General features: G+C 61.5%; 20 protein-coding genes. 3 read left to right on the forward strand and 17 right to left on the reverse strand.

Features of this window, described 5'->3' with window-relative positions; translation table 11 throughout:
* Nucleotides 1-27: 27 nt before the first annotated feature.
* From addA to J3A65_RS18165, 11 genes are all read right to left on the reverse strand, one after another.
* Nucleotides 28-3,618: a double-strand break repair helicase AddA gene (gene addA / locus J3A65_RS18115; protein ID WP_209902649.1), complete on the reverse strand. Its 3,591-nt coding sequence runs from the start codon at nt 3,616-3,618 to the stop codon at nt 28-30.
* Nucleotides 3,611-6,814, reverse strand: coding sequence for a double-strand break repair protein AddB (addB, locus tag J3A65_RS18120; RefSeq protein WP_209902651.1), 3,204 nt, complete (start codon nt 6,812-6,814; stop codon nt 3,611-3,613). The genes addA and addB overlap by 8 nt, the downstream gene beginning before the upstream one ends.
* Nucleotides 6,815-6,818: 4 nt before the next feature.
* On the reverse strand, nt 6,819-7,559 hold the full coding sequence (locus J3A65_RS18125) for a nucleotidyltransferase family protein (protein ID WP_209902653.1): 741 nt from the start codon (nt 7,557-7,559) through the stop codon (nt 6,819-6,821).
* A 16-nt stretch (nt 7,560-7,575) separates the two neighbouring features.
* Complete coding sequence (tsaE, locus tag J3A65_RS18130) at nt 7,576-9,093, reverse strand: tRNA (adenosine(37)-N6)-threonylcarbamoyltransferase complex ATPase subunit type 1 TsaE (RefSeq protein WP_209902655.1); 1,518 nt, start codon at nt 9,091-9,093, stop codon at nt 7,576-7,578.
* The gene (locus tag J3A65_RS18135) at nt 9,090-11,681 is read right to left on the reverse strand and encodes an ATP-binding protein (RefSeq protein WP_209902658.1); all 2,592 of its coding nucleotides are present in this window, start codon (nt 11,679-11,681) and stop codon (nt 9,090-9,092) included. Before J3A65_RS18135 ends, tsaE begins: the two co-directional genes overlap by 4 nt.
* A 207-nt stretch (nt 11,682-11,888) precedes the next feature.
* Nucleotides 11,889-13,289, reverse strand: a complete 1,401-nt coding sequence (gene ahcY / locus J3A65_RS18140) for an adenosylhomocysteinase (protein WP_062462971.1) — start codon at nt 13,287-13,289, stop codon at nt 11,889-11,891.
* Nucleotides 13,290-13,449: 160 nt separating this feature from the next.
* A complete protein-coding gene (locus tag J3A65_RS18145; protein ID WP_062577136.1) occupies nt 13,450-13,728 on the reverse strand; it encodes an HPr family phosphocarrier protein in 279 nt (92 codons plus the stop codon).
* A 17-nt stretch (nt 13,729-13,745) separates the two neighbouring features.
* Nucleotides 13,746-14,147: a PTS sugar transporter subunit IIA gene (locus J3A65_RS18150; protein ID WP_062462977.1), complete on the reverse strand. Its 402-nt coding sequence runs from the start codon at nt 14,145-14,147 to the stop codon at nt 13,746-13,748.
* Between the two features lie 127 nt (nt 14,148-14,274).
* Entirely contained in the window at nt 14,275-14,742 is a 468-nt protein-coding gene (locus J3A65_RS18155) for a serine kinase (protein WP_062577137.1), read from the reverse strand.
* Nucleotides 14,739-16,478 carry a sensor histidine kinase gene (locus J3A65_RS18160; RefSeq protein WP_113110003.1) on the reverse strand — a complete coding sequence of 580 codons (1,740 nt, stop codon included), beginning with the start codon at nt 16,476-16,478 and terminating at the stop codon, nt 14,739-14,741. Before J3A65_RS18160 ends, J3A65_RS18155 begins: the two co-directional genes overlap by 4 nt.
* A gap of 163 nt (nt 16,479-16,641) precedes the next feature.
* A complete protein-coding gene (locus J3A65_RS18165) occupies nt 16,642-17,367 on the reverse strand; it encodes a response regulator transcription factor (RefSeq protein ID WP_092665285.1) in 726 nt (241 codons plus the stop codon).
* Between the two features lie 347 nt (nt 17,368-17,714).
* On the opposite strand from J3A65_RS18165, the gene J3A65_RS18170 reads away from it, so the two are divergent.
* The 3 genes from J3A65_RS18170 to J3A65_RS18180 all read left to right on the forward strand — a co-directional run bounded on the left by J3A65_RS18170 (nt 17,715) and on the right by J3A65_RS18180 (nt 20,503).
* A complete protein-coding gene (locus tag J3A65_RS18170; RefSeq protein WP_209902660.1) occupies nt 17,715-19,325 on the forward strand; it encodes a phosphoenolpyruvate carboxykinase in 1,611 nt (536 codons plus the stop codon).
* Between the two features lie 105 nt (nt 19,326-19,430).
* Nucleotides 19,431-19,865, forward strand: a complete 435-nt coding sequence (gene arfB / locus J3A65_RS18175) for an alternative ribosome rescue aminoacyl-tRNA hydrolase ArfB (protein WP_192078925.1) — start codon at nt 19,431-19,433, stop codon at nt 19,863-19,865.
* 26 nt (nt 19,866-19,891) lie between these two features.
* The gene (locus J3A65_RS18180) at nt 19,892-20,503 is read left to right on the forward strand and encodes an alpha-ketoglutarate-dependent dioxygenase AlkB (protein WP_209902662.1); all 612 of its coding nucleotides are present in this window, start codon (nt 19,892-19,894) and stop codon (nt 20,501-20,503) included.
* 40 nt (nt 20,504-20,543) lie between these two features.
* On the opposite strand, the gene coaA is transcribed toward J3A65_RS18180, so the two are convergent.
* From coaA to J3A65_RS18210, 6 genes are read right to left on the reverse strand one after another with little or no spacing between them, the layout of a single operon-like run.
* On the reverse strand, nt 20,544-21,545 hold the full coding sequence (coaA, locus tag J3A65_RS18185; protein WP_209902664.1) for a type I pantothenate kinase: 1,002 nt from the start codon (nt 21,543-21,545) through the stop codon (nt 20,544-20,546).
* Nucleotides 21,542-21,865 carry a phosphoribosyl-ATP diphosphatase gene (locus tag J3A65_RS18190; RefSeq protein WP_092665224.1) on the reverse strand — a complete coding sequence of 108 codons (324 nt, stop codon included), beginning with the start codon at nt 21,863-21,865 and terminating at the stop codon, nt 21,542-21,544. The genes coaA and J3A65_RS18190 overlap by 4 nt, the downstream gene beginning before the upstream one ends.
* Nucleotides 21,866-21,889: 24 nt before the next feature.
* Entirely contained in the window at nt 21,890-22,666 is a 777-nt protein-coding gene (gene hisF, locus J3A65_RS18195) for an imidazole glycerol phosphate synthase subunit HisF (RefSeq protein WP_209902666.1), read from the reverse strand.
* Nucleotides 22,663-23,406, reverse strand: coding sequence for a 1-(5-phosphoribosyl)-5-[(5-phosphoribosylamino)methylideneamino]imidazole-4-carboxamide isomerase (hisA, locus tag J3A65_RS18200; protein WP_209902668.1), 744 nt, complete (start codon nt 23,404-23,406; stop codon nt 22,663-22,665). Before hisA ends, hisF begins: the two co-directional genes overlap by 4 nt.
* A 2-nt stretch (nt 23,407-23,408) precedes the next feature.
* Nucleotides 23,409-24,059, reverse strand: a complete 651-nt coding sequence (gene hisH / locus J3A65_RS18205; protein WP_113109945.1) for an imidazole glycerol phosphate synthase subunit HisH — start codon at nt 24,057-24,059, stop codon at nt 23,409-23,411.
* Complete coding sequence (locus tag J3A65_RS18210) at nt 24,059-24,544, reverse strand: DUF2628 domain-containing protein (protein WP_209902670.1); 486 nt, start codon at nt 24,542-24,544, stop codon at nt 24,059-24,061. Before J3A65_RS18210 ends, hisH begins: the two co-directional genes overlap by 1 nt.
* Between the last annotated feature and the right edge of the window lie 12 nt (nt 24,545-24,556).

The raw sequence follows: 24,556 nt of genomic DNA on the forward strand, positions 1-24,556 counted from the left end.
CACTCACTATTTTCAATGTCCGTCATGTCACTTTGTCTTAAGTTCTGCAAGCGAACGGGACATCAGCTCCACACCCAGCGGGATTACCTTTGCCGTCTCGGTGTAGACGAGCACGCAGTCGATCGCTTTGCCCGGATAAAGAGGCGTGAGGATTTCGCGGTAGATGGAGAGCTGTGCCCTGTGGGTCAATGGCACGTCTTCCGCAGTGCCCGGCGGAAAGCGGTTCGTCTTGTAATCGAGGATGATGACGCGGTCCTCCATCTCGACCAGCCGGTCGATCCGGCCCGAGATCGCGTAGTCCTGGCCCTCCAGCGTCAGCGTTCCCATGATCGAGACCTCCGATTGGCTGCGCGCAGAAAAGACCGGCGCGAGCTCGGGAAGGGACAGAACAGACATGACGCTCTCAACTAGCTTCTGTCGCTCAGCCGGCGGCCAGAAGCGGGCGGCGCGGTCTGCATAACGCCGGGCTGCACCCTCGCGTTCGCCGTCCGGGAAGTCGGTCAGCATCTGCAGCATCCGATGCACGAGCTTGCCTTTTTGCAGCGCCAGGCTGCCGGTCGCCTTGTCGCCGAACAGCGGCGATGTGACAATCAGATCATCCGCATCGTCATCGATCATCGTGCCAGCACCGGACGGGCTAAGTGGCCGCGGCAGGATCTTGCGGGGCGGCAGCGGTCGCGAAAGCGCCGTGGGCAGGGTAGGGGCGGAAGCCTCCCTTTCGGAGCCGACGGCAGCTGTGTGGTCCGCTTTGGCAGCAGCTTTGCCCGGTGCCGCGGGCAGGCGCCACGACAGGCCGTTCCACTCGCCCTCGGGGCCGGAAAATGTGGCTGGGCTGCAGTGCTGACCGCTCGCCGACAAGGCACGTGCGATCATCGCCTGCCAGCTATCGGGATTGTCGCGGCTGCCGCGATAACCGCAAATCACAAGATGATCGGCAGCACGGGTCATGCCCACATAGAGAAGACGCCGGTACTCTTCTTCGGCAGAGGTCTTTAACCGTTCGTCGTCCGCCGCCGTCAGCGGGTTGGACAGCGTCTTGCCCGAGAGCCAGGCCGGAACGTCACCATGGACGGTCTTCAGCAGCCGGAATTTCGGCACATGCGACGGGATGAAGGATTTCGAATTGCTGTCGACCAGGAACACGACCGGCGCTTCCAGACCCTTGGAGGCATGCACGGTCATGATCCGCACCTCGTTGCGGCCGCCATCCTGTTCGCGCTTCACCTCCGGGCTTTCGAGCTCCAGCGTCGACACGAAGGCCTGCAGGCCGGGCAGGCCGGATGTCTCGTGATCGAGCGCGAAGGTGAGCAATTCATCGAGAATATCGCCCGCCTCGGTGCCGAGCCGTCCGAGAAACTTCCGCCGTCCGCCATATTGTCCGAGAATACGGGCGTAGAGATCATGCGGGCTGAGCAGCCGCGACAGCGTCAGCAGATGCTGCAATCGCTCCGCTGCATCACGAAACCGCAGCGGCTGTTTTTCGGCAAGACGCTTGAGCTGCGTCCAGGCGCTGTCATCTTCGGGTCTGAGCGCCGCAACCTCGAACACATCCTCCTCGGACAGATCGAACAACGGGCTTTTGAGCAGCGCCGCCAGCGACAGGTCGTCCTGCGGCAGAAGCAGAAAGCGGCCAAGCGCCAGCAGATCCTGCACCGCGATATGGCTCGTCAGCTTCAACCGGTCGGCGCCTGCTACGGGAATGTTGTCGCGACGTTTCAGCGCCCGCGTCAGCCCGTTAACGAAGGCGTCGCGCTTTCTCACGAGAACGAGAATGTCGCCAGGCTCGATCGGCCGTTCCACGCCCTTTTCGATGATCGTCTCGCGGCCGATCATCTCGCCGATCCGGGCGGCGATGCGAGAGGCGAGAATGGCAGCCGGTGCCTTGTCCGGGGTCGAATCGAACGGCGCCGTCCAGTCGTCTTCCTGTTCGGAAACCTCCGGCGCCACCACGTCCCACAGATCGACCGCGCCGGGATGACCCATGCGGTTGGAACGGTGCTGCACCGGATCGCCGATCGCGGACAGGCCCTTGGCATTTTCCTCGATCGAGAACACCTGATCGACGGCAGAAAGAATGTCGGCTGTCGACCGGAAGGACAGCGGCAGGCGGATCGCATGGAACGGCTGGCCGCTGGCCGCCACCTGCTTTTGCGTCGCGCTGCGTTCCTCGGCGAACCGCTCAGGGCGCGCGCCCTGGAACGAATAGATCGACTGTTTCTCGTCGCCGACGGCAAACATCGTGCGGCGCGTATCGCGCGCGCTGTTGCCTGAATAGAAATCTTCCGCCAGCGACTTGATCACGGTCCACTGAATCGGGCTGGTATCCTGCGCCTCGTCGACCAGAATGTGATCGATGCCCTGGTCGAGCTTGTAATGCACCCAGGCGCCGACACCGTCGCGAGTGAGAAGATCGGCGGTACGAGCGATCAGATCCTCGAAATCGAGAAGGCTGCGGCCCCGTTTCAGGTCCTCGTAGTCGTCGGTCAGGCGTGCGGCGAGTGTCAGCGCCGCCTTGGTGGCCGCAAACAGGCGAAACAGCCGCAACCGGTTCCGGCAGCTCAGAACATGCTCTCGCGCCGCATCGATCGCGCCGGCAAGCTCCGGTGCGATCTTGGTCATGGCGCTGGCGATCAGGCTGCGATCCGACTTTACCGTTCCCTTAGCCGTCAGGAAGATGGAGTCGAGATAAGCGGCACGCTTGAAGACATCCGTCTCCTTGGCGACCAGACGCAAACCATAGGCCACCTCATGGACGGTCGAGCCGCCCTTCTGATCGGCAAGCGACAGATAGAGATCGAGCGTGATGCCGGAAAGCTGGGGCAGCGGCCAATAGGTGGCGGCAATGCTGTCTTCGCTATCGGCAGGATCGAGCCCCAGGACCCGCTTCAGTTCCGGGCCGATGCCGCCGTTCTTCTCCGCCTGCGCCGTAAATTTGCGGATCGCCGTGCGTCTTGCAACGATGTCGGACAGCAGCGCTTCCAGCCCGAACTCGTCGCCGAGATCGAGAACATGCGCAAAGGCTTCCGCCAGATCCGGATCATCTTCGGCGGATGTGGCCGTCAGCAGCGAACGACGCGCTTCGGAGAGAAGGGCGGTGGCAGCGCGGTCGTCGAGCACGGAAAAATGGCCTGCCACATTGGCCTCCAGCGGAAACTGGTGCAGCAGAGCTTCGCAGAAGGCGTGGATCGTCTGGATTTTGAGACCACCCGGCGTTTCCAGCGCCTTCGCAAACAGGCGCCGCGCCTCGGAAATCGTCGAGGAATCCGGCTCACGACCTTCGATAGCCGCAATCCTTGCCCGCAACTCCGCGTCGGACAGAACCGTCCACTCGGACAACCGCTGAAACACACGGTTCGACATTTCCGATGCCGCGGCCTTTGTATAAGTGAGGCATAGGATGGCTGAGGGACGGCAGCCGGCAAGCAGAAGCCGGATTACCCGCTGGGTTAGCACATGCGTCTTGCCGGAGCCGGCATTGGCCGACACCCAGGCGGAACTGGCCGGGTCCGAGGCACGCGATTGCTGAACCGTGGTCCAATCGATCCAGTGGATCGGGTCGTCACCATCCGGCAGGTCCGAAGCCGGGTTATCCGGAAGGTCGGTGAAAAGATCACTCATCGGCGTCGGCCTCTCCATCGTCATCGGCGGTCGACCACTCGGCAACGCGGGCGAGGTGATCGTATTCGCCGCCGAAATCGCCTTGAGCAAACGGGACCAGCCGAGAGGCGAACCCCGCATCGCCCTGACGCAGCTTGATGACGAACTTGGTCAGCTGGTCGATCGATTCCTGCGCCAGATCGATCGCCGATTTCGGCTGGCGCTTGGCATTCGCGGTTGCGCCCTCATTGTTGATCCGGTCTTCCTTGAACCGGTCGCCGGGGCGAAGCCGGACATAAAGAAGATCGCCGGGCCGCTGGATGCCCATCGTCTTGAAGGCGCCTGCCTGAAGGGCCGCTGCCTCCAAGGCAAGTTGCGGGTCGAGCAGCGACCTGGCCTGCAGGATGGAAGGATTGAGGCCGGTCTTGTAGTCGATGATATCGGCCTCACCGGACCGCTTCATGTCGATCCGGTCAGCAATGCCGGTGACGCGAATGCCGGCACTCTCAACCTCGAAACCGGCACCGGCTTCCGTAACGCTGCTGCGGACTTCCGGTGCGCGACGCTCTTCCCAGTCGAGAAACGCCCGCGCCACCTCGACAAAGCGCGGCCGCCAGACCCGGTCTATATGCGCCGGCAGGTGTTCGGCGTCGAACAGCTCTCGCGTGATGCGCTGCATTGCTTCACGTGAAACCGGCGTGCCGGGCTTGTGGCCTTCGCGCGTATAGCGGTCGATAATGGCGTGGTAGAGCGTGCCGCGCTGTGCCGCACCCGGATCTTCGTTGAACGGCGCCAGCGGATCGAGTTTGAGGATACGCCGTGCATAGATCGAATAGGGGTCGCGACGCAGCCGTCCGACTTCGCTGAACGAATATTTGATCGGCTGCAGCTCCGCCGGCGGTTTGGGGGCAGGGCGCCTGGCCGGCTGCTGGTTGTCGCCGCGATCGATCAGCGACGCCCAGTGAAGGACATCCCTGCCGCGCACCTTCAATTCGTCGGCAAAACTTTTGCCGCCCAGCGCCAACAATCTCTGCAGCCAGCGGGAAGCAACCGTCGGCGTCGATCCCTGTCGTGTGGAGCGGGAAAAGATCAGGTTGCGGGTGCCGCAGGCCATTTCGAAATCGTGCGCCAGCTGGCCGATGCGACGTTCGGGCGGTTCCAGCCCCATATCGGTCTTCATCGAGCGCGACAGGAACGGATTGTTGACCGTCTGTCCCGGCCAGGAGCCTTCGTTGAGACCGCCGAGGATCATTGTATCGACGCTCTGCAACCGTGCTTCCAGCGTGCCGAAGATGAACACCCGCGGATGCGCAAGCGATCGCGGCTTCACCGCTTCGCCTGTCGTCAGCGCCATGACGATGTCGATCCACTGCGGTCCGTCGGCCTCGATCTGGCCTTCCGTCTCGATCACTTCGCCCAGCAGACCCGAGAGACGTTCGCCGGGCTCGCCCGACCAGAGGGCCGAGAGATCACCGCGCTCGTCGATGCACAGCGCCTCGAGCGCGCGCCCGGTGCGTGTCGCCCAATCGGACAGCGTCAGTCTTGCCGTCAACCCGCGTCCATCCGCCCGGCGGCGGATAAAGGCGCTCACCAGCGGTTCGACCGCCGCCGATATCCGCTTTGTGATATCCTTTGCCTGACCGACCGCGCCTTCGGGCAACGAGCTGCGCCAATGCGGCATGTGCCGGTCTTCGAGGATCGCGGTCAGCTGCGCATCGAGAAGCGGCTCAAGTGCTGAAATATCCATGTCGCCGACGCCACCGCGGAGTGCCAGCACTTCCAGCGCATCGATCGCGGCGCGTAGCTCGGCCGGCGGAAGGCCAAGCCGTATCAGCGGGTGTTTCAGGAGACCCACGATCGCCACAGGGTCGCCGGGGCGAAGCGTCGCTTCGAGCAGAAGCTGGGTCAGCGTGCCCTGCGGCGTGCCGGAAAGGGCGGAACCTGCCGAATCATCGGCGAGGATGCCGAAACGGGCAAGCTCTGCGGTGACGCGGCGGCCAAGCGCGCGGTCGGGCGTGATTAGCGCCGCCTGTGCTTCGCCACCGTTGCGTCCGGGTTTCTCCAGCGCGAGCCGCAAGGCGATGGCAATTGCCACCGCTTCCTCGCGCTCGTTGGCAGCTTCGATCAGCGCAACATCGGCAAAGGCCGCGCGCAGCCTTTCAGGGTCGGAGTCCTGGCGCCACGTATTCCAGCGATCGGTCGCCTTGGCAGGCACCAGCGCCTGCGAGATCGCCTCGGCGCGAAAGGCAAGATCAGCCTCTGTCTCGCCGATGACAGTGACATCCTCGCGCGTGGCACCGATCTTCTTCAACAGGCGGGACAAACCGAATTGCGGATGGCTGCGGCTCGAAGGGTCGGGCTTGCCGTCGAAGGTTTCCTCGCCCACCATGTCCCACTGGTCCTGCGGCATCGTCATGTCGAGGCCCGGCAGGACAACCGTGCCTTCGGCAAGCCTGGAGATCGCCGCGATCAGCTCGGCCGCTGCCGGAACAGAGCCTGTGGATCCTGCAACAATCACGGGCCCCTTGTGCTGCCGCTCGGTAATCCGTCGCGCCTCTCCGCGCAGGATCGAAGCGCGATGCTTTGCCGGCGAAGAGCGTTTCAACTCTTCAAGTCGGGTCGGCCAGAAGCCGCTGGCGATCTTCAGGAATTCGGCCGTCAGCTGCCACCAGAGCGCATGTTCGCCGGTCTGGAGATTGTCGAGGTCCTTCCAGTCGCGTTCCTCGGTCTCGATCGCATCAATCAGTTCCGCCAGCGCCCGGGCAAGCCAGATCGCGTCCGCCGGGCTTGCGGGCGCGACCAGCGGCGATTCCGAATGCACGTCCAGCACGATCTTCGGCAGCTGGTTGCGCCAGGCAAGGATCAGCCGTCCGAGTTCGAGAAGTCGCGCCGTGCCGCCGATCGGCAGGGCTAGATCCATTTCCTTGGGTGCCACCAGATCGAAAAAGCCCTGATCGTCGTCGGTTTCGCCAAGTGGCCGGATGACTGGCAGGATCGCGGCGCGACCGCCGAGAAGATCGACGAATTCCGAGCGCAGCACACGCGCCGAACGGCGGGTCGGCACAAAAATTGTGACGTCAGCCAGCGACAGCGGATTTTGGGGATCGTAGCGAAACGTCTCGTTCAGCCGCCCGTCGCAGAGTGCTGCGGCTAGCGTCTTCAGGAAAGGCGCACCTGACGGGATGGAGAAGAGGCGGTTCGGCGATGCATCCGACATCGGATCAGGCCCCTGCTTTGTGGCGGGCAATCACGGCTTCGGCTTCAGGCAGCGCTTCCGGCGTGCCGACGGTGATCCATTCGCCATCCATCACGAGGCCGAACAGCCGGTCGTTCTTGATGGCGCGGTCGAAATAGATGTTGAGGTTGAAGGCATCATCAGGCGCGTCGTCGAGAAGCGACGTGTGCATGACGATCGCACCCGCATAGACGACCGGGTTGTCTTGCCCTTCGGTGTAGCGCGACAGTCTTCCGTCGGAGGAAAGCTGGAAATCCTTCTTGCCGTTGTGTCCGGTGGTGCACTCCAGCGGCACGCAAAGCAGCGCCATATCCATGCGCTCAGCATCGAAAAATTCGGCCAAACGCTCAAGGTTTGTGGGCTTGCTTGGCTTTTCACCGATCCAGAACAGGTCGGCGTTCATGACGAAGACAAAGCCTCGTTGAAGCAGGGACAGACCCTGCTTCAAGCCGCCACCCGAGTTCATCAGCTGCGCCCGCTCGTCGGACACGGTGATCTCAAGGCGCGGATAGGCGGCGAGATGCGCTTCCATCCGGTCGGCGAAGTGATGGACGTTGACGACCGCATGGGTCACGCCGACGTCGGCCAGGGCATCGAGCCCGTAGTCGATCATCGGCTTTCCGGCAACGGGCACCAGTGGCTTCGGCATCGTATCGGTGATCGGGCGAAGCCGGGTACCGAGCCCTGCCGCCAGCACCATAGCCTGCGTGATCGGGGTGTTGGTCATGTCCATGCAACCGTATTTATGATTCGGGAAGCTCTATACCAGCCCTGTGGCACCAATCGCGCAAGGGCGCGAGTGCTTCATGCGCGAGTGCCGTCGAAAGATGGCGCAATGTTCGCGGCATATGCTTCATATAGTGCGGCTTGCCGTCGCGTTCCCGCAGCCGAACCCAGAGACCGGCGAGCTTGCAGTTACGCTGTGCCGCCATGATCGCCCAGGATTTCAGGAAACCCGCTTCGTCAAATCCGCCCAGTGCGCGGCGCAGCGTCAGGTAGTCGATCATCATCTGATCGGCCAGAACCTTGGGAATATCGACGCGGGCGTCCTGGACCAGCGACGCGAGGTCGTAAGCCGTCGGGCCGATCATCGCATCCTGAAAATCGATCAGGCCCACCTGATGCACGCCGGAGGCTTGGCTACGCCAGATGATGTTCGGAGAATGGAAATCGCGCAGCAGCAGGTTCTTCTCTGCAGAGCCGAGCTCTGCGATCAGCCCGTCCCAGATCGAGAGATACTCTTCTCGCTCGTCCTCTCCAGCCTGTCCGCCCCGCTTCCACGGCAGATACCAGTCGAGCAGAAGCCGCGCTTCCATCTTCATCGCAACCGGATCGAAATCCGGAATGTGATGCGTGCTGGACCCGGCGACGGGAAGATCCTGGAGGATCTCATGGCCATGCAGATAGGCCAGCGCCACGACGCTTTCGCGGTAACGTTCGCCGATCGGCTGCCCGTCCTCGTCGAGCACACCGTCCTGGCCGAGATTTTCGATGAGGAGAATGCCCTGGTCGTAATCGACCTCGAGCACTTCAGGCGCGCAAAGGCCGATGCCGCGCAGGTATTCGGAGATCGCCACGAACGGATAGGCGTCCTCGGCGATATGCGCCACTTTCGGATAGGGCTTGCCGTCGAGAACCGGCGGACCCTCGGGCCGCTTCGGCCAGTCCATCAGGATCAGTGTCTCGCCTGATTCGCTCAGAACCGTTTCATAGGCCCGCATCGAGGCATCGCCGGTCAGGAACCGGCGTCGGCCATTGGCGTGGCCGTTTGCGCGAAGAAACTCGCGGATGGCGATCACCCGGCGAATGCGGGCCAAGGCTGCTTCCGGTGCCGTGATCGTCGCGCGTCGGCCAACCGTCTCGTGCTCGAGCGTCAGCGTGATGCGGTCGAGAGGCAGGAGATCGCCGCCCATTTCCGGCCATTCGACAAGGCAGATGCCGGAGGAAAGCGCTTCGTCGAAACCAAGCTCGTCGAGCTCGGATGGATCGGCCAGCCGGTAGAGATCGAAATGCGCCACGGGAATGCGCAGGTCATAGATCTGGACCAGCGTGAAAGTAGGGCTCGGGACTTCCAGATCGTTTTGGTCCGCCATGGCCCGAAGGAAGGCCCGGGCCAGAGTCGATTTGCCGGCGCCAAGATCGCCGGAAAGGGCCAGGCAGTCGCCGGCCTTCAGCGCCAGCACCAGATCCTCGCCGAAGAGAATTGTCTCTGCCTCGTCGGCCAGTGTCACGACAATGCTGTCGCCAGGCGCAGCGATCATTCGGCAGCGACCGAACGGGCCCGCGATCCAACCGGAATGCGGCAGGTGACAACCGTTCCCTGTCCGGCCCGGCTGTCGATCGAGACGTCCCCGTTGTGGAGGTTGACGAAGCTTTCGACGATCGAAAGACCAAGGCCTGCACCGCTGCGCTTGCCGCCCTTGGCGTTCGCCTTGAACCGGTCGAACACCGTTTTCAGCATGTCAGGAGGAATGCCGGGGCCTCTGTCAGTTACCGAGAAGAACACGTTGCCCTCGTCGCGCCAGCAATTCAGCGAGATCGCGGACCCCTCGGGCGCAAAATTGGTGGCGTTCATCAGAAGCTTGATCAGGATCTGCTTCAGCCGCTGCTCGTCGGCAAACACGGTTCCGAGTGCCGTCGGCGCAATGATTTCCAACGTCACCGTATTTTCGTGCAGCCGGTCGGCGATCTGCATCGCCACGTCGTCCAGAAGCTCGTCCACGGCCAGCTGCGAATAGTTCAGCTGCATGATGCCGGCATCGACGGTCGCGAGATCAAGGATATCGTTGACGATGGTGAGAAGCACCGACGAGGACGTGGAGATGTGGTCGATATATTCCGCCTGTCGATCGTTCAGTTCGCCCATGCCGGGCGTCTTCAGGAGATCCGTGAAGCCAATGATGTTGGTCAGCGGCGAGCGCAGCTCGTAGGAAACATGCTGGACGAAATCGTTCTTCAGCTCGTCTGCCTTCTGCAGCGCCTCGTTCTTTTCCTTGAGTGCCCGCTCGGCGCGCGCGCTGGCCGTCATGTCGACGAAGGTGAACATCGTCTGGGCATTCGGCAAAGGCGTCGCGGCATAATCAAGGATCAGGCCGGAATAGAGCTCGAACGTTCCCTGAATCGAGGCCCGTTCGTCATCGAAATTGGTCAGCATCTGCCCGAAATGACGCCAGCCGTCCGGCTCGTCATAGGATGGCGCGCAGGCTTTCTCGATCGCCTTGATATGGGTGCCCGGCTTGGTCTCGTCGGCGGTCACGCCCCAGAGCGCACGGAAAGCGGGGTTGGACAGTGTGATTCGGCCGTCAGGGCCGAACACGGCCACGCCTTCTGCAAGGTGGTCGATCGTTTCGCCCTGAACCTTAACCAGCGTGTTGTAACGGGTTTCGAGATCGACCTGTTCGGTGAGGTTCTCGAACACCCAGGTGGCGCCGCCGCGAGGGTGCGCGGTGGCGATGACGCGCAGCGTCTGGCCGTTCGGCAGATGCCAGGTATCGGTCTTGGTATCGAGCGCCTGGTAGATCGACAGCGCCGATTCCTTCCAGTTGCGCCAGCTGAGCTCTTCCGGCAGCTTGCCGTTGGCGCGCAGCTTGTCGAGCAGTTCGGAATTATCCGGTCGCGATTCGAGGAAGGGCAGGGAAAGGCCCCACAGCTGGACGAAAGCCTGGTTGTAGAATTGCAGCCGCCGTTCGCCGTCGAAGATCGCGACGGGTGTCGCGAGATGGTCCAGCGTTTCGGCGTGGCTGTTGAGCGTCCGCTTCAGCTCTTCGCGCACCGATTCGGCTTCCGACACATCGATCGCAATGCCGACGGAACCGTTCGTTGCTACGACATCGACAACGTCGAACACGGTACGATTGCCGCGCACGACAGTGGAGATGCGGTCGTGGAAAGGCGAGTTGGCTGTTGCGACGGCGCGGATTTTCTCACGCGCGATCGTGCCCAGGAATTCGCGGCTTTCGTCAACGGCCTGCGTCGGAACCTTGGCTTCGACGGCATCGCTATAGGCGTGGTTGACCCAGGCAAGCCTGCCCTGTGCGTCGCGCTGCCAGACCGGCTGTTCGATCGTGTCGAGCAGCGAGTGGAAAAGCGAGATGGAGTGGGTCAACCGTTCGCGTTCGATCTTCAGTTCGGCAAGCTCGGCGCGCAGGTTGTTGAGCGCGATAAAGCGGACAAACGCCTTTCCGCCCGAAACGCGGCCCTGCACCTCAAGGATTTCGTCGCGGTTGGTTTCAAGAACCAGATCGAAGCTGCGGGCTTCGCCGCGCAGAGCGTCGATCGCCTTTTCCAGCTCGATTGCCGAAGAAGAGCGCAGCCAGCGTCCAAAAGCGAGAAAATCGCGATCCTGCTGCGGCGCACCGGTTTCAGCCGGCAACTGGCCCAGGAACTCAGGTTTGGAGTAGCCGCTTTCCCACACCACGATGCGGCGGTTCTTGTCGGCGATCAGCGCTTCGTACTTGGAAATCCGCTGCTGCGCATCCGACAGCGCGCTGCGCATATCCTGGGTTTCGGCTTCCATGTTGCCGCGCTGGCGAACCAGCCAGACGGCCGACAGCAGGGCAGCCCCCAGCGCGCCAAGCACCAGCGACGACCAGATCACCTGGGTCGACGAGAACATGTGCGGGCCGACCGTGCCGGCCTCCTGTGCATGCGCCATCCCAGCCACGCCTGAGAGCACCGTCCCCGCCAGGAACGCTGCAGCCGGACGTGCCAAGCTCACCGGCGCAAGCCGGGCAAGGTCTTTCTTCCACCGCCCATTTGCCGCCTCTTTGCAGGCGTCCAGGCCGCAGCTCATCGCCACGCCACAAATGAGATCGGCCTGCTTTCGCAGGCTCGTTTTTCTTACCGACATGACCGGTCTGTCTCCGTCCAATTGCCGCTTATCGACAAGACATACCACATCGCACCTTGCCCGAAGCCGGAGGCTCGAACGAGTACGAATCAAGAGCTGTAACAATACCTGCCGCGGCAGAGAGCGGGAAGGCGCGGGGCCAAAAAAGAAGCCGCAGCCTTTGTCAAGGCTGCGGCCACAAGATGTTGTGGATTGTTCGGCTACGGATCAGTAGCGGTAGTGTTCAGCCTTGAACGGACCCTGCGACGAGACGCCGATATAAGCAGCCTGTTCGTCAGAAAGTTTGGTCAGCGTCACGCCGAGCCTTCCGAGGTGAAGACGGGCAACTTTTTCGTCGAGGTGCTTGGGCAGGATATAGACCTCGTTCTTGTACTCGCCCTGCTTCGTGAACAGCTCGATCTGGGCCAGCGTCTGGTTGGTGAACGAGGCGGACATGACGAAGGACGGATGGCCGGTGGCATTTCCGAGGTTGAGAAGGCGACCCTCCGACAGAAGGATCATCCGGTTGCCCTTCGGGAACTCGATCATGTCGACCTGTGGCTTCACGTTGGTCCACTTCAGGTTCTTCAGCGCCGCAACCTGGATCTCGTTATCGAAATGGCCGATATTGCCGACGATCGCCATATCCTTCATCTCGCGCATATGCTCGATGCGGATGACGTCCTTGTTGCCGGTCGTGGTGATGAAGATATCGGCCGAGGCGACGACGTCTTCGAGCACGACGACTTCAAACCCGTCCATGGCAGCCTGCAGGGCGCAGATCGGATCGACTTCCGTGACCTTGACGCGAGCACCGGCGCCCTGGAGCGAAGCAGCCGAACCCTTGCCGACATCGCCGTAACCGCAGACGACGGCGACCTTGCCGGCCATCATCACGTCGGTGCCGCGGCGAATGCCGTCGACCAGCGATTCCTTGCAGCCGTATTTGTTGTCGAACTTCGACTTGGTGACGGAGTCGTTGACGTTGATGGCCGGGAAGGGCAGGAGGCCCTTCTTGGAAAGATCATAAAGGCGGTGAACGCCTGTGGTGGTCTCTTCGGTCACACCCTTGATCGCATCGCGCTGCTTGGTGAACCAGCCTGGCGAAGCGGCAAGACGCTTCTTGATCTGCGCGAACAGGATCTCTTCTTCTTCCGATGTGGGCACGGAAAGAACGTCCTCACCGGCTTCGGCGCGGGCGCCGAGCAGGATGTACATGGTGGCGTCGCCACCATCATCGAGGATCATGTTGGAGAAGCCGCCATCGGTCCACTGAAAGATCTTGTCGGTGTATTCCCAGTACTCGGTGAGCGATTCACCCTTCACGGCAAATACCGGGATGCCGGACGCTGCAATTGCAGCAGCGGCATGATCCTGGGTCGAGAAGATGTTGCAGGAGGCCCAGCGAATGTCGGCGCCGAGTTCCTTCAGCGTCTCGATCAGAACCGCCGTCTGGATCGTCATGTGCAGCGAACCGGAGATGCGGGCGCCCTTGAGCGGCTGCGATGCACCGAATTCCTCGCGACACGACATCAGGCCCGGCATTTCGGTTTCGGCGATGTCGAGCTCCTTGCGGCCGTAGGCAGCAAGTTCGATATCCGCGACGATGTAATCCTTGTCAGTGCTCATAAAGCTCTCCGCGTGGTGTGTCGAAGGCAGGGGAACGGATTTCCGTTCATCCGGGCGTCGACGAAAAATCTCGCCAGCGGTGTAACAGGCTTGAGGCTGACTTGCAACTAACACATAAAGACGTCTTTATATGTTTATGTCCGTTCGGTTGCTATGGTTATCAAGCTTCTTCGCCGAACTTGTTGGCAACGAGCGCCTCCAGAGCGTCGAGCGCTTCAACAGCCTGCGGGCCGCTTGCGGAGACCTCGATCGAACAGCCGGTGCTGGCGGCCAGCATCATCAGGCCCATGATGGAATTGCCGCCGACTGTCGATCCATCCCTTGAAACCCTCACATCGGCTTCGAAACTTTCCACCATCTGCACGAACTTGGCCGATGCTCGCGCGTGGAGACCACGCTTGTTGACGATTGTGAAATGCCGTGGGGCAAGGGGAGACATGCGTTTGCAGTGCTTTCTTATTTTCCGCTGAGCACGCGGCTTGCGACGTTGATATATTTGCGGCCGGCCTCGGAGGACTCCACCAGCGAGCGCTCCATGTTGTTGTCGCTTCGGACGCCGGCAAGCTTGATCAGCATCGGCAGGTTCATGCCGGCAATGACCTCCGTCTTGCCGCTTTCCATCACCGAGATCGAAAGGTTCGACGGCGTACCGCCGAACATGTCGGTGAGGATGATGACGCCGTATCCGTCATCGGCCTTGGCGACCGCATCGACGATATCCTGCCTCCGCTGGTCCATATCGTCTTCGGGGCCGATGCAAATGGTTTCGATGAATTTCTGAGGTCCGACGACGTGCTCGACGGCCTGTCGAAATTCCTCAGCCAGCTTGCCATGAGTGACAAGCACAATTCCGATCATGAAAACTGCCCCCTGCTATGGAAACTTGCGGCCAATATCGCAACGCAATACAGGCGTCCAGCGGTGGGGAGCCATCTTCGCCATGTCCGCATCAAGTTCAAGTTAAAAAATCGCGAGCCGGATCGGGTCAGAAGGGTCGCTCCCCTCGAAATGCCGGGAAAAGGCCGGAAAGCGCGGAAAGTGGCTCCGGAAAGAGCGACCATAATCTCACCAGTGGAATGTCTCCGAGACCCGAAAGCGCAAAGCGTTCGTTGTCCGGCGGATACCGTTCGTCGTTCGGAGACGACAGGACGCGCACGGCAAGATCGAGGGCAGCTGACGGGGCGGAGTCTACTTCGATAATGCCACTGCCGCGCAATTCGATGAGGCCGGCGATCGTCTGCGGCCGGTGTGCGACGAGGCGATCATTCTCGCGCGAGACAAACACCTGGTCGTCGGCCACCAGCGCCGAAAAGACGCCCTGGCGTCTGGCGGCACTCAGACAGGCAAACGCCAGCATGGATTTACCGCTGCCGGAAGGACCGGTGAAGAGGATGCCGCGGGTCCCGACGACGATCGCCGTTGCATGGATATTGACCCGTTGCGTGTCGCTCATGGCTCTTCGCCTGAAGGAAGCGACAGCGTGAAGCGCGCACCCTTGAGCGTCTCCGTCTGGGGATCGACAAGGTTTTCCGCCTGTAGCGAGCCGCCATGCGCCACGGCGATCTGACGGCTGATCGACAGTCCCAGGCCCGAATTCTGGCCGAAGCTCTCGCCATCGGGGCGATCGGTGTAGAACCGCTCGAAGATGCGATCGATGTTTTCGGCCTGAATGCCCGGACCGTTGTCATCCACGGTGACGACCACCTTGTCCTTGACCCGGGCGAGGCGGATGGCAATGCGACCGCCTTTTTCCGGCACGAAGGAGCGGGCATTTTCGATAAGGTTGGTGATGATCTGGCCAAGCCGCAGGTCGTGGCCGTTGACGAGGTAGTTTGGTTTCTGCCCGCCCTTCGCGTCGATGACCAGATCGATCTCGACCGGTTTGCGGCCGGTGCGGATCTGTCTGGAAATATCGACGAGGTTGCCGAGCAACGTATCCATGCCGACAGGTGCCGAATCGGTCCGGGCAAGCTCCGCGTCGAGCCGGGATGCATCGGAGATATCGCTGATGAGACGGTCGAGGCGGCGGACGTCGTGGAAGATGATATCGGTCAGCTTCTGTTTCGAGGCCTCGGACTTGGCGAGCGGCAGTGTCTCGACGGCGCTGCGCAGCGAGGTCAGCGGGTTCTTCAGCTCGTGGCTCACGTCGGCTGCAAAACTTTCGATCGCGTCGATGCGGTCGTAGAGCGCGTTGGTCATGTCGCGCACCGCGATCGAAAGGTTGCCGATCTCGTCTTGGCGGTAGGAGAAGTCCGGGATCTCTTCACGCTGCTTGGCGCCGCGACGCACCCGAACGGCAGCGGCCGCAAGCCGGCGCAGCGGATTGGCGATGGTGGAGGACAGAAGCAGCGACAGGAGAATGTTCACGAGCGTCGCCACACCGAAGACGCGCATGATCGCCAGCCGCTCCGCATGCACGATCTTGTCGATATCGCCGGCCTGGGTGGAAAGAAGCAGGACGCCGAGCACGGCACGGAACCGCTGGACTGGGACTGCGACGGAAACGATCAGTTCGCCGCGATCGGTAATGCGCACCACCGCGCCGCGAACGCCGGTGAGCGCGTTCATCACTTCCGGATAGATCGAGCCATCGCCGCCGGGCGCTTCCTTGTAGGTCGGCAGGTTGCCGGGCTGCAGCATGCGGTTGAACAAGCCGGCAACCCATTCGCTCCATGTCTGCGACTGATCTTCAACCGGCGGCAGATCGAAGCGCAGCACCTGGCCGCGCGAATAGAGGTGGCGCGAGTCCAGCAGCAGGTTTGCGTCTGCATCGAACAGTCGGGCGCGGGTGCGGGTCGGCGAGATCAGCCGCCGCAGCACGGGCGCGACCCGCTCGGGGTCGATCGGGAAATCGAGGTCCTCGTCGTTCGGCACCGGCGTGATGCTCTGGCCTGCCTGCAGTTCGAGAAGCTTCTGCGGATCGATGGTGATCGAATTGGTATCAACGGATGCGGACGCGGAGATCGCGCCGGCAATGATTTCGCCCTGCGTCAGCAGGCTCTCGACGCGGGCATCGATCAACCCCTCGCGAAACTGGTTGAGATAGAGGATGCCGGCGACGAGAACGACGGTCGCCGCGATGTTGAAGAACAGAATGCGGCGGGTGAGGCTGGAAAACACCGCGTGGCCGAACACCCGGCGAATGAGCGTGAACGGTCGCGACCAGAAGCGCCGTGAGGCGCGGCGTATTCCGGCACTCGCGGGTCTGGTCGTTCCGGTTTCATGCAATCGGTCTGCCACGTGCAGTCCTTCCAGAGAGCTTACAGTCTAAGCCCTGTGCCGCGGTGGCTTCAAGTTACGCATCCGCACGATCGAATTTTTAGAGGCTCCCGGGTCTCGGAGCTGGCAACCGTTACGCAGCCTCGCGGAATCGGTAGCCAACGCCGTACAGCGTCTCGATCATGTCGAAATCCGTGTCAACCATCTTGAACTTCTTGCGCAGGCGTTTGATGTGGCTGTCGATGGTGCGGTCGTCCACATAGACCTGTTCGTCATAGGCGGCATCCATCAGCGCGTCACGGCTTTTTACGACGCCCGGACGCTGCGCCAGCGAATGCAGGATCAGGAATTCCGTGACTGTCAGGGTTACCGCTTCGCCCTTCCAGGTGCAGGTGTGGCGTTCCTGGTCCATCGCCAGCTGGCCGCGTTCCAGTGTGCGGGCCGCCAACTGGTCCGGGGTCGGCTTGACGCCGCCACTTGCCTGCTGGGCTTCTCGTGCGCTGGAGCGGCGCAGGATCGCCTTCACGCGCTCGACCAGCAATCGCTGCGAGAACGGCTTGGTGATGAAATCGTCTGCGCCCATCTTGAGCCCGAACAGCTCGTCGATCTCTTCATCCTTGGAGGTGAGGAAGATCACAGGCAGATCGGATTTCTGTCGCAGGCGTCGCAACAGCTCCATTCCGTCCATGCGCGGCATTTTGATATCGAAGATGGCCAGGTGCGGGGGGCGGGCGATCAGCCCGTCGAGCGCGGAGGCGCCATCGGTATAGGTTTCGACCTTATACCCTTCGGCTTCCAGTGCAATCGACACTGAAGTCAGGATATTGCGGTCGTCATCTACGAGCGCGATTGTCTGCATTCTCTCCGTCTCCATCGTCATATAGGCGCATCTCCTGGATGTCCCCAGCCAGAATTGGCGAAAGCCATGCGCTTCTTCAGTATAAAGGTGGAACAAATTGTGGCAACGCCAAGAGGCGCACGGTCGGTAGGGACCTTTGTCCCAATGAGCCAAACACAGTCTGCAGGTCGTGAAAGACCCCCAGAAACGGCGAACAGAAAACCCTCGTAAACCGATTTAATCGAGAATAAAATTTTTTAAATCGATTAAATAACTGATATTATTACTCTATTTCAGAATTATCTTGCCCTTTTTAAAAACCCGCTCTAGGTTCCGCCCAGGTTCAATCCACAAAAAGGAGCGCGCGTATGGAGCAGTTTGGACTTCACAACCCATCGAACGGGCTCGCAGACATCGGTCTCGGCAATGCATCGCGTGTGAATTACAATCTCAGCGAAGTCGAGCTTTACGAAGAAGCGATTCGCCGGGGCGAAGCCGATCTGACGATCGACGGCGCGTTGAGGGCTCGCACCGGACAGCATACCGGCCGGTCGCCCAAGGACAAATTCGTCGTCCGCGACGCGGGTACCGAAGACAAGATCTGGTGGGACAACAACAAGCCGATGTCGCCCGAGCACTTTGCCGTGCTGAAGGCTGACATGCTGGCCCATGCCAGCGGCAAGACCCTGTTTGTCCAGGATCTGATCGGCGGCGCCGATGAAGCAAACGCGCTTCCGACCCGCGTCGTCACAGAGCTTGCCTGGCATGCGCTGTTCATCCGCAACCTCCTCATCCGCCCCAAGCGCGATACGCTGGAAGGTTTCGAGCAGAAGCTGACGATCATCAATCTGCCGAGCTTCAAGGCCGATCCGGCCCGTCACGGCTGCCGCTCCGAAACCGTGATCGCCTGCGATCTGGAAAACGGTCTCGTGCTGATCGGCGGCACGTCGTATGCCGGCGAAAACAAGAAGTCGGTCTTTACCGTTCTCAACTATCTCCTGCCGGCCAAGGGCGTGATGCCGATGCATTGCTCCGCCAATGTCGGCAATGACGGCGATACCGCCGTGTTCTTCGGTCTCTCGGGCACCGGCAAGACCACGCTTTCGGCCGACCCGACCCGCACGCTGATCGGTGACGACGAGCATGGCTGGGGCGAAAACGGCGTCTTCAACTTCGAAGGCGGCTGCTACGCCAAGGCGATCAAGCTTTCGGCAGAAGCCGAGCCCGAAATCTACGCGGCAACCCGCCGTTTCGGCACCGTTCTGGAAAACGTCGTGCTCGACGACAACCGCGTTCCCGATTTCGACGACAATTCGCTGACGGAAAACACCCGCAGTGCCTATCCGCTGCATTTCATTCCGAACGCATCGGAAACCGGTCTCGCGCCGCATCCGAAGACGATCATCATGCTGACGGCAGATGCTTTCGGCGTGATGCCGCCGATTGCCAGGCTGACACCGGAACAGGCCATGTACCACTTCCTCTCCGGCTACACCGCCAAGGTGGCTGGCACGGAAAAGGGCGTGACGGAGCCGGAAGCCACGTTCTCCACCTGCTTCGGCGCACCGTTCATGCCGCGTCATCCGGCTGAATACGGCAACCTGCTGAAGGACCTCATCGCCAAGCACGGCGTCGATTGCTGGCTGGTCAACACCGGCTGGACAGGCGGCGCATACGGCACCGGTCGCCGCATGCCGATCAAGGCCACGCGCGCTCTTCTGGCCGCAGCCCTGAACGGTAGCCTGAAGGATGCCGAGTTCCGCACGGATGCCAATTTCGGCTTTGCCGTTCCGGTCGCCGTCAACGGCGTCGAAACCTCGATTCTCGATCCGCGTTCGACCTGGTCCGATGGCCAGGCCTACGACAATCAGGCAGCCAAGCTGGTTTCGATGTTCATCAAGAGCTTCGAGAAGTTCGAAGACCATGTCGATAGCAAGGTCCGCGACGCAGCACCTGGCCTGAAGATCGCCGCCGAGTAATCCTTGGGTCCCAGCTGGACCTTAAGGATTCACGTGGAACATTATAGCCGCCGGCTCCTCTGAGCCGGCGGTTTTCTTTTGCTTCGGTTTGTGGGAAATACGGCCATGGCCAGCAATCCTCTCGAGATCAACACCCGCATCACCATCGCCGGATGGGAGCTCACCGAGCAGTTCGTGCTGGCGGGCGGTCCGGGCGGCCAGAATGTCAACAAGGTCTCGACGGCGGTCCAGCTGTTCTTCGATCTCGTCAATTCCCCGTCGCTGCCCGAGCGGATCAAGGAAGCCGCGATCAAGCTCGCCGGCCGGAAGGTATCCAAGGACGGCGTGCTGATGATCGAGGCCAACCGGTTTCGCAGCCAAGAGCGCAACCGCGAGGATGCGCGCGAGCGGCTGAAGGAACTCATCCTCAAGGCCGCCGAGCCGCCACCACCACCGCGCCGGAAAACCAAGCCCACCAAAGGCTCGGTCGAGCGGCGGCTGAAAGCAAAATCCGGCCGCTCCGATGTGAAGAAGATGCGTGGTAAGCCCAGCGGCGACTGACCGCGCAGGTCCACGGAGGGAATCATATGGCGACTTTGGCAAACGGCATCCGGCATCTGCCCGACTATCTGGACCGGAGCGCACAGGAGCGGCTCGTCGAGGTCATCCGCGGCATTGTTGCCGATGCACCGCTCTATATCCCGGCTATGCCCGGCACGGGCAAACCAATGTCAGTCAGGATGACGAATTGCGGCGCACTCGGCTGGGTAACGGACAAGGAGCGCGGCTACCGCTACCAGGAGACCCATCCACAGACCGGCCGGCCATGGCCCGCCATTCCCTCGGAACTGATGGATCTCTGGGAAAACCTTGCCGGCTATGACAAGCCGCCGGAGGCATGTCTCGTCAATTTCTACTCCGACGACGCAAAAATGGGCCTGCATCAGGACAAGGACGAATCAGACCTGACAGCGCCGGTCCTCTCCATCTCGCTCGGCAATACCTGCCTGTTCCGGGTCGGCGGGGTCGATCGCAAGGATTCGACAGGCTCCTTCAAGCTCTCCAGCGGCGATATCGTGGTGCTGGGCGGGGAAGGGCGGCTGGCGTTTCACGGGGTCGACCGGATCTATCCCGGCACGTCGACGCTTCTCAAGAACGGCGGTCGCATCAATCTGACACTGCGAAGGGTCAATAGCTGACGATGGAAGATCCATCGTGTGATGGGTCTCGATGGACAGCCTACAGTTTTCTCAAAGCCACCGTCTCGATGAAGTGGTCGCGACCCTTGCGAAGAATGATATCCGCACGCGGCCGCGTCGGGATGATGTTCTGGCGCAGGTTCTTGAGGTTGATGTTTTCCCAGAGACCTTCGGCAACGGCAAGGGCCTCAGCCTCACTGATTGCCGCATACTTGTTGAAGAAGGATGTCGGCTCACGAAAGGCCGTCTGCCGCAGTTTCATGAATCGCTGGACGTACCACTGGTGGATCTGCTCCTCGTCCGCGTCGATATAGATCGAGAAGTCGAAGAAGTCAGACACGATCGGCACGATCTTGCCGTCAACAGGCAGTGCCCGCGACTGCAGCACATTGATGCCTTCGAAGATCAGGATGTCGGGACGGTCCACCAGCGTATATTCGCCCGGAAGCACGTCATAGGTCAGATGCGAGTAGCGCGGCGCCTTGACGTTCTTCTCGCCGGCCTTGATCGCCGAAAGAAACCGCAGGATCTGGCCGATATCGTAGCTCTCGGGAAAACCCTTGCGCTGCATCAGGTTTTCACGCTGTAGAACCGCATTTGGATAGAGAAAACCGTCGGTCGTGATCAGGTCGACCTTGGGGCTTGCTGGCCAGCGGGCAAGCAGTTCCTTCAGCACGCGTGCGGTGGTCGACTTGCCGACCGCGACCGACCCGGCAACGCCGATGATGAACGGGGTCTTTGATACATCCGGAAGGGTCAGAAACCGGTTGCGCTGCCGGTAAAGCCGCTGCGAGGCTTCGACATGGGTCGAAAGAAGCCGCGACAACGACAGATAGATGCGCCGGACTTCGTCGATGTTGATCGGGTCATCCAGCGAGCGCAGCCGGGCGATTTCCTCGGCCTTCAGCGTCAGCGGCGTATCGGCCCTAAACTTCGCCCATTCCTCGGCCGTGAAGTGGTGGTAGGGCGAGTAGTATTCCGCGTTAACACCGCTTTCCTGGATATCCACATCATGCTTTTCGGGCGTCGAAACGATGTTCATGAAGGAGCTCGGCTCGCCTTTTCCTGCAGGCCTGTCTGGCCTGTCCTGCGCTGAAGTTCGGCGAGCACATCCTGCAACGGGATGTCGGCAATGTTCAATACGACCATAAGATGATAAAGAAGGTCGGCACTTTCCGACACGAGATCGTGCCGATCCTGCGCCACCGCGGCGATCACGGTTTCCACCGCCTCTTCGCCAAGCTTCTTGGCAGCCTTGGTCTGCCCGGCCGCCACAAGCTTCGCAGTCCAGGACTCCTCCGGCGGGGCTTTGGCGCGCTGCGCAACGATCTTCTCGAGATCGCCGAGGGTGAATTCACTCAAAACCGTCTCCTCCCGTCCCGAATATCAGTCGAGCCGCATGGCAATGCCATGGTCGGCCATATAGCGCTTTGCCTCGCCAATCGAATAGGTCCCGAAGTGGAAAATCGAGGCGGCGAGAACGGCCGTCGCATGGCCCTCTGTCACGCCTGCAACGAGATCGTCGAGCGTGCCGACGCCGCCCGAGGCAATGACGGGAACGCGAACCGAATCGGCGATGGTGCTGGTGAGCGCAAGATCGTAGCCGATCTTCGTGCCGTCGCGGTCCATCGACGTCACGAGCAACTCGCCGGCGCCGCGCTCGACCATCTTTCGCGCAAACTCGACGGCATCGATGCCGGTCGCCGTGCGGCCGCCATGGGTGAAGATCTCCCAGCGGTCGCTCTCGCCTGGTGCGGACACCCGCTTGGCATCGATCGACACGACAATGCACTGGTTGCCGAACTTGTTGGCAGCTTCGTAGACGAAATCCGGATTGTTCACAGCAGCGGAGTTGATCGAGACCTTGTCAGCCCCGGCCAGCAGCAGCTTGCGGATATCGGCGATGGCGCGAACGCCGCCGCCGACGGTAAGCGGCATGAAGCAGTGTTCGGCGGTGCGCGCGACGACATCGAAGATCGTATCGCGATTGTCGGACGAGGCCGTGATGTCGAGGAAGCAGAGCTCGTCGGCACCGGCAGCATCATAGGCCTTTGCGGCCTCGACCGGATCGCCGGCATCGATCAGGTCGACGAAGTTGACGCCCTTGACGACACGGCCGTCCTTCACGTCGAGGCAGGGAATGACACGGGCCTTGAGCGTCATGCGGCTTCTCCTCTCGCAGCACGGATCAGCGACAGCGCCTCAGCAGGATCGATACGGCCGTCATAGAGCGCCCGACCTGAAATTGCGCCTTCGAGGCGCGCCGCGTCGGGCTGCAGCATGCGGTGGATATCGTCCATTGAGGCAAGACCGCCCGACGCGATGACGGGAATGGAAACTGCATCTGCCAGTTCCAACGTCGAGGACCAGTTGATGCCGGCCAGGATCCCATCGCGGTCGATATCGGTATAGATAATTGCCGAAACACCAGCGCCTTCGAATTTTTTGGCAAGCTCGATGACACCGAGCTCGGACGCTTCCGCCCAGCCTTCCACCGCCACTTTGCCACCCTTGGCATCGATGCCGACGGCGACCTGGCCCGGAAACTTCTCGCATGCCTCGATGACGAGGGCAGGATCGCGCACCGCAACAGTGCCGAGAATGACGCGCGCCAGTCCGCGGCTAAGCCACGCTTCGATATGCTCGAGCGTCCGGATGCCGCCGCCGAGCTGGACCGGGTTCTTCGTTGCCTTGAGGATCGCATCGACGGCCGCGCCATTGACGCTTTCGCCGGCAAAGGCACCGTTGAGGTCCACCACATGCAACCACTCGAAACCCTGGTCCTCAAAGGCCTTGGCCTGGTCGGCAGGGTCCGGATTGTAGACGGTCGCCTGTTCCATGTCGCCAAGCTTGAGGCGCACGCACTGGCCGTCCTTGAGATCGATAGCCGGAAAAAGAATCATGTTTAGGGCTTCCAGCGCAGGAAGTTGGAAATCAGGGCGAGGCCGAGCGTCTGGCTCTTTTCCGGATGGAATTGCGCCCCCACCATGTTGTCGCGTCCGACGAATGCCGTCATCGCGCCACCGTATTCCGTCGTGGCGATGACGTCGGAAGGGTTGGCGGCGGCCAGATGGTAGGAGTGTACGAAATAGGCGTGCAGCCCGTCCGGTCCGGTCGGAATGCCATCGAACAGAGGATGCGGGTTGGCAAGCTCCAGCGTGTTCCAGCCGATCTGCGGGATCTTCAGGCTGGGATCGGAGGGCGTCATCTCGACGACATCGCCCTTGATCCAGCCGAAACCCTCGCTCGTGGTCTTTTCAAGTCCGCGCGACGACATCAGCTGCATGCCGACGCAGACGCCGAGGAAAGGGCGTGCCTTGGTCTCGACCGCTTCAATCAGCGCCTCGTGCATCCCCGAAACGGCATCGAGCCCCGCCCGGCAATCGGCATAGGCGCCAACGCCTGGAAGAACGATGCGATCGGCCGTGGCCACAGCATCGGGCTTGTCGGTGAGGTCGATTTCAGCGTCGATGCCGGCCTCGCGGGCGGCGCGTTCGAAAGCCTTAGTGGCGGATCGGAGATTGCCCGATCCGTAGTCGATGATTGCGACGCGCATCAGCGTGCTCCGTGATCGAAAAGTCCGGCGCCGGAACTCTGCCATGCGCCGGCTGGGGAAGGGGTATTTGTCTGTGGCGCCCACTTGGAAAGAGTAGGCATCGTCTTCGGTTCAGGCTCCGGCAGATTGGAGAAATACATCTGCTCGGCCGTGCTCCTGTCCTGCGCAAACACAACGGTTTCGAGGGTGTAGCCTCGGCGCTGCAGCGACTGCGAGTAGAGATGCCGGCCTTCCAGCGCAACAATGAGGTTCATCGCAAAGCCGAGCAGCCAGCCGCCGATCGCAAAACCCGGCATCGTCGAAAGAACGCCGCTGCCGATCTGGATCGCAAGGGCGATCGCGCCGGCAATCCACATCCGGTGCCAGAACAGCCAGATCCAGGAGAGCAGAAATGCCGGCCAGGAAAATCCGTCCGGCATGATGACGGTGGAACGGTGCTCCCTGTCGGGGCCATTTTTCGGCGTCAGAACGAGATAGCTTCTCAAGGATGAAACTCC

It is taken from the genome of Rhizobium sp. PvP014 (genome assembly GCF_017876855.1).
GTDB classification, from domain to species: Bacteria; Pseudomonadota; Alphaproteobacteria; order Rhizobiales; family Rhizobiaceae; genus Neorhizobium; species Neorhizobium soli.

Bases quoted from the DNA above. Each gene is read 5' to 3' on its own strand.
- J3A65_RS18155 (WP_062577137.1), bottom strand. From the start codon at position 14,742: ATGAGCGACACGCAACGGGTCAATATCCATGCAACGGCGATCGTCGTC.
- J3A65_RS18170 (WP_209902660.1), top strand. From the start codon at position 17,715: ATGGAGCAGTTTGGACTTCACAACCCATCGAACGGGCTCGCAGACATC.
- hisA (WP_209902668.1), bottom strand. From the start codon at position 23,406: ATGATTCTTTTTCCGGCTATCGATCTCAAGGACGGCCAGTGCGTGCGC.
- addB (WP_209902651.1), bottom strand. From the start codon at position 6,814: ATGTCGGATGCATCGCCGAACCGCCTCTTCTCCATCCCGTCAGGTGCG.
- addA (WP_209902649.1), bottom strand. From the start codon at position 3,618: ATGAGTGATCTTTTCACCGACCTTCCGGATAACCCGGCTTCGGACCTG.
- hisH (WP_113109945.1), bottom strand. From the start codon at position 24,059: ATGCGCGTCGCAATCATCGACTACGGATCGGGCAATCTCCGATCCGCC.
- J3A65_RS18180 (WP_209902662.1), top strand. From the start codon at position 19,892: ATGGCGACTTTGGCAAACGGCATCCGGCATCTGCCCGACTATCTGGAC.
- J3A65_RS18135 (WP_209902658.1), bottom strand. From the start codon at position 11,681: ATGTCGGTAAGAAAAACGAGCCTGCGAAAGCAGGCCGATCTCATTTGT.
- J3A65_RS18165 (WP_092665285.1), bottom strand. From the start codon at position 17,367: ATGCAGACAATCGCGCTCGTAGATGACGACCGCAATATCCTGACTTCA.
- hisF (WP_209902666.1), bottom strand. From the start codon at position 22,666: ATGACGCTCAAGGCCCGTGTCATTCCCTGCCTCGACGTGAAGGACGGC.
- tsaE (WP_209902655.1), bottom strand. From the start codon at position 9,093: ATGATCGCTGCGCCTGGCGACAGCATTGTCGTGACACTGGCCGACGAG.
- arfB (WP_192078925.1), top strand. From the start codon at position 19,431: ATGGCCAGCAATCCTCTCGAGATCAACACCCGCATCACCATCGCCGGA.
- J3A65_RS18150 (WP_062462977.1), bottom strand. From the start codon at position 14,147: ATGATCGGAATTGTGCTTGTCACTCATGGCAAGCTGGCTGAGGAATTT.
- coaA (WP_209902664.1), bottom strand. From the start codon at position 21,545: ATGAACATCGTTTCGACGCCCGAAAAGCATGATGTGGATATCCAGGAA.
- J3A65_RS18125 (WP_209902653.1), bottom strand. From the start codon at position 7,559: ATGACCAACACCCCGATCACGCAGGCTATGGTGCTGGCGGCAGGGCTC.
- ahcY (WP_062462971.1), bottom strand. From the start codon at position 13,289: ATGAGCACTGACAAGGATTACATCGTCGCGGATATCGAACTTGCTGCC.
- J3A65_RS18145 (WP_062577136.1), bottom strand. From the start codon at position 13,728: ATGTCTCCCCTTGCCCCACGGCATTTCACAATCGTCAACAAGCGTGGT.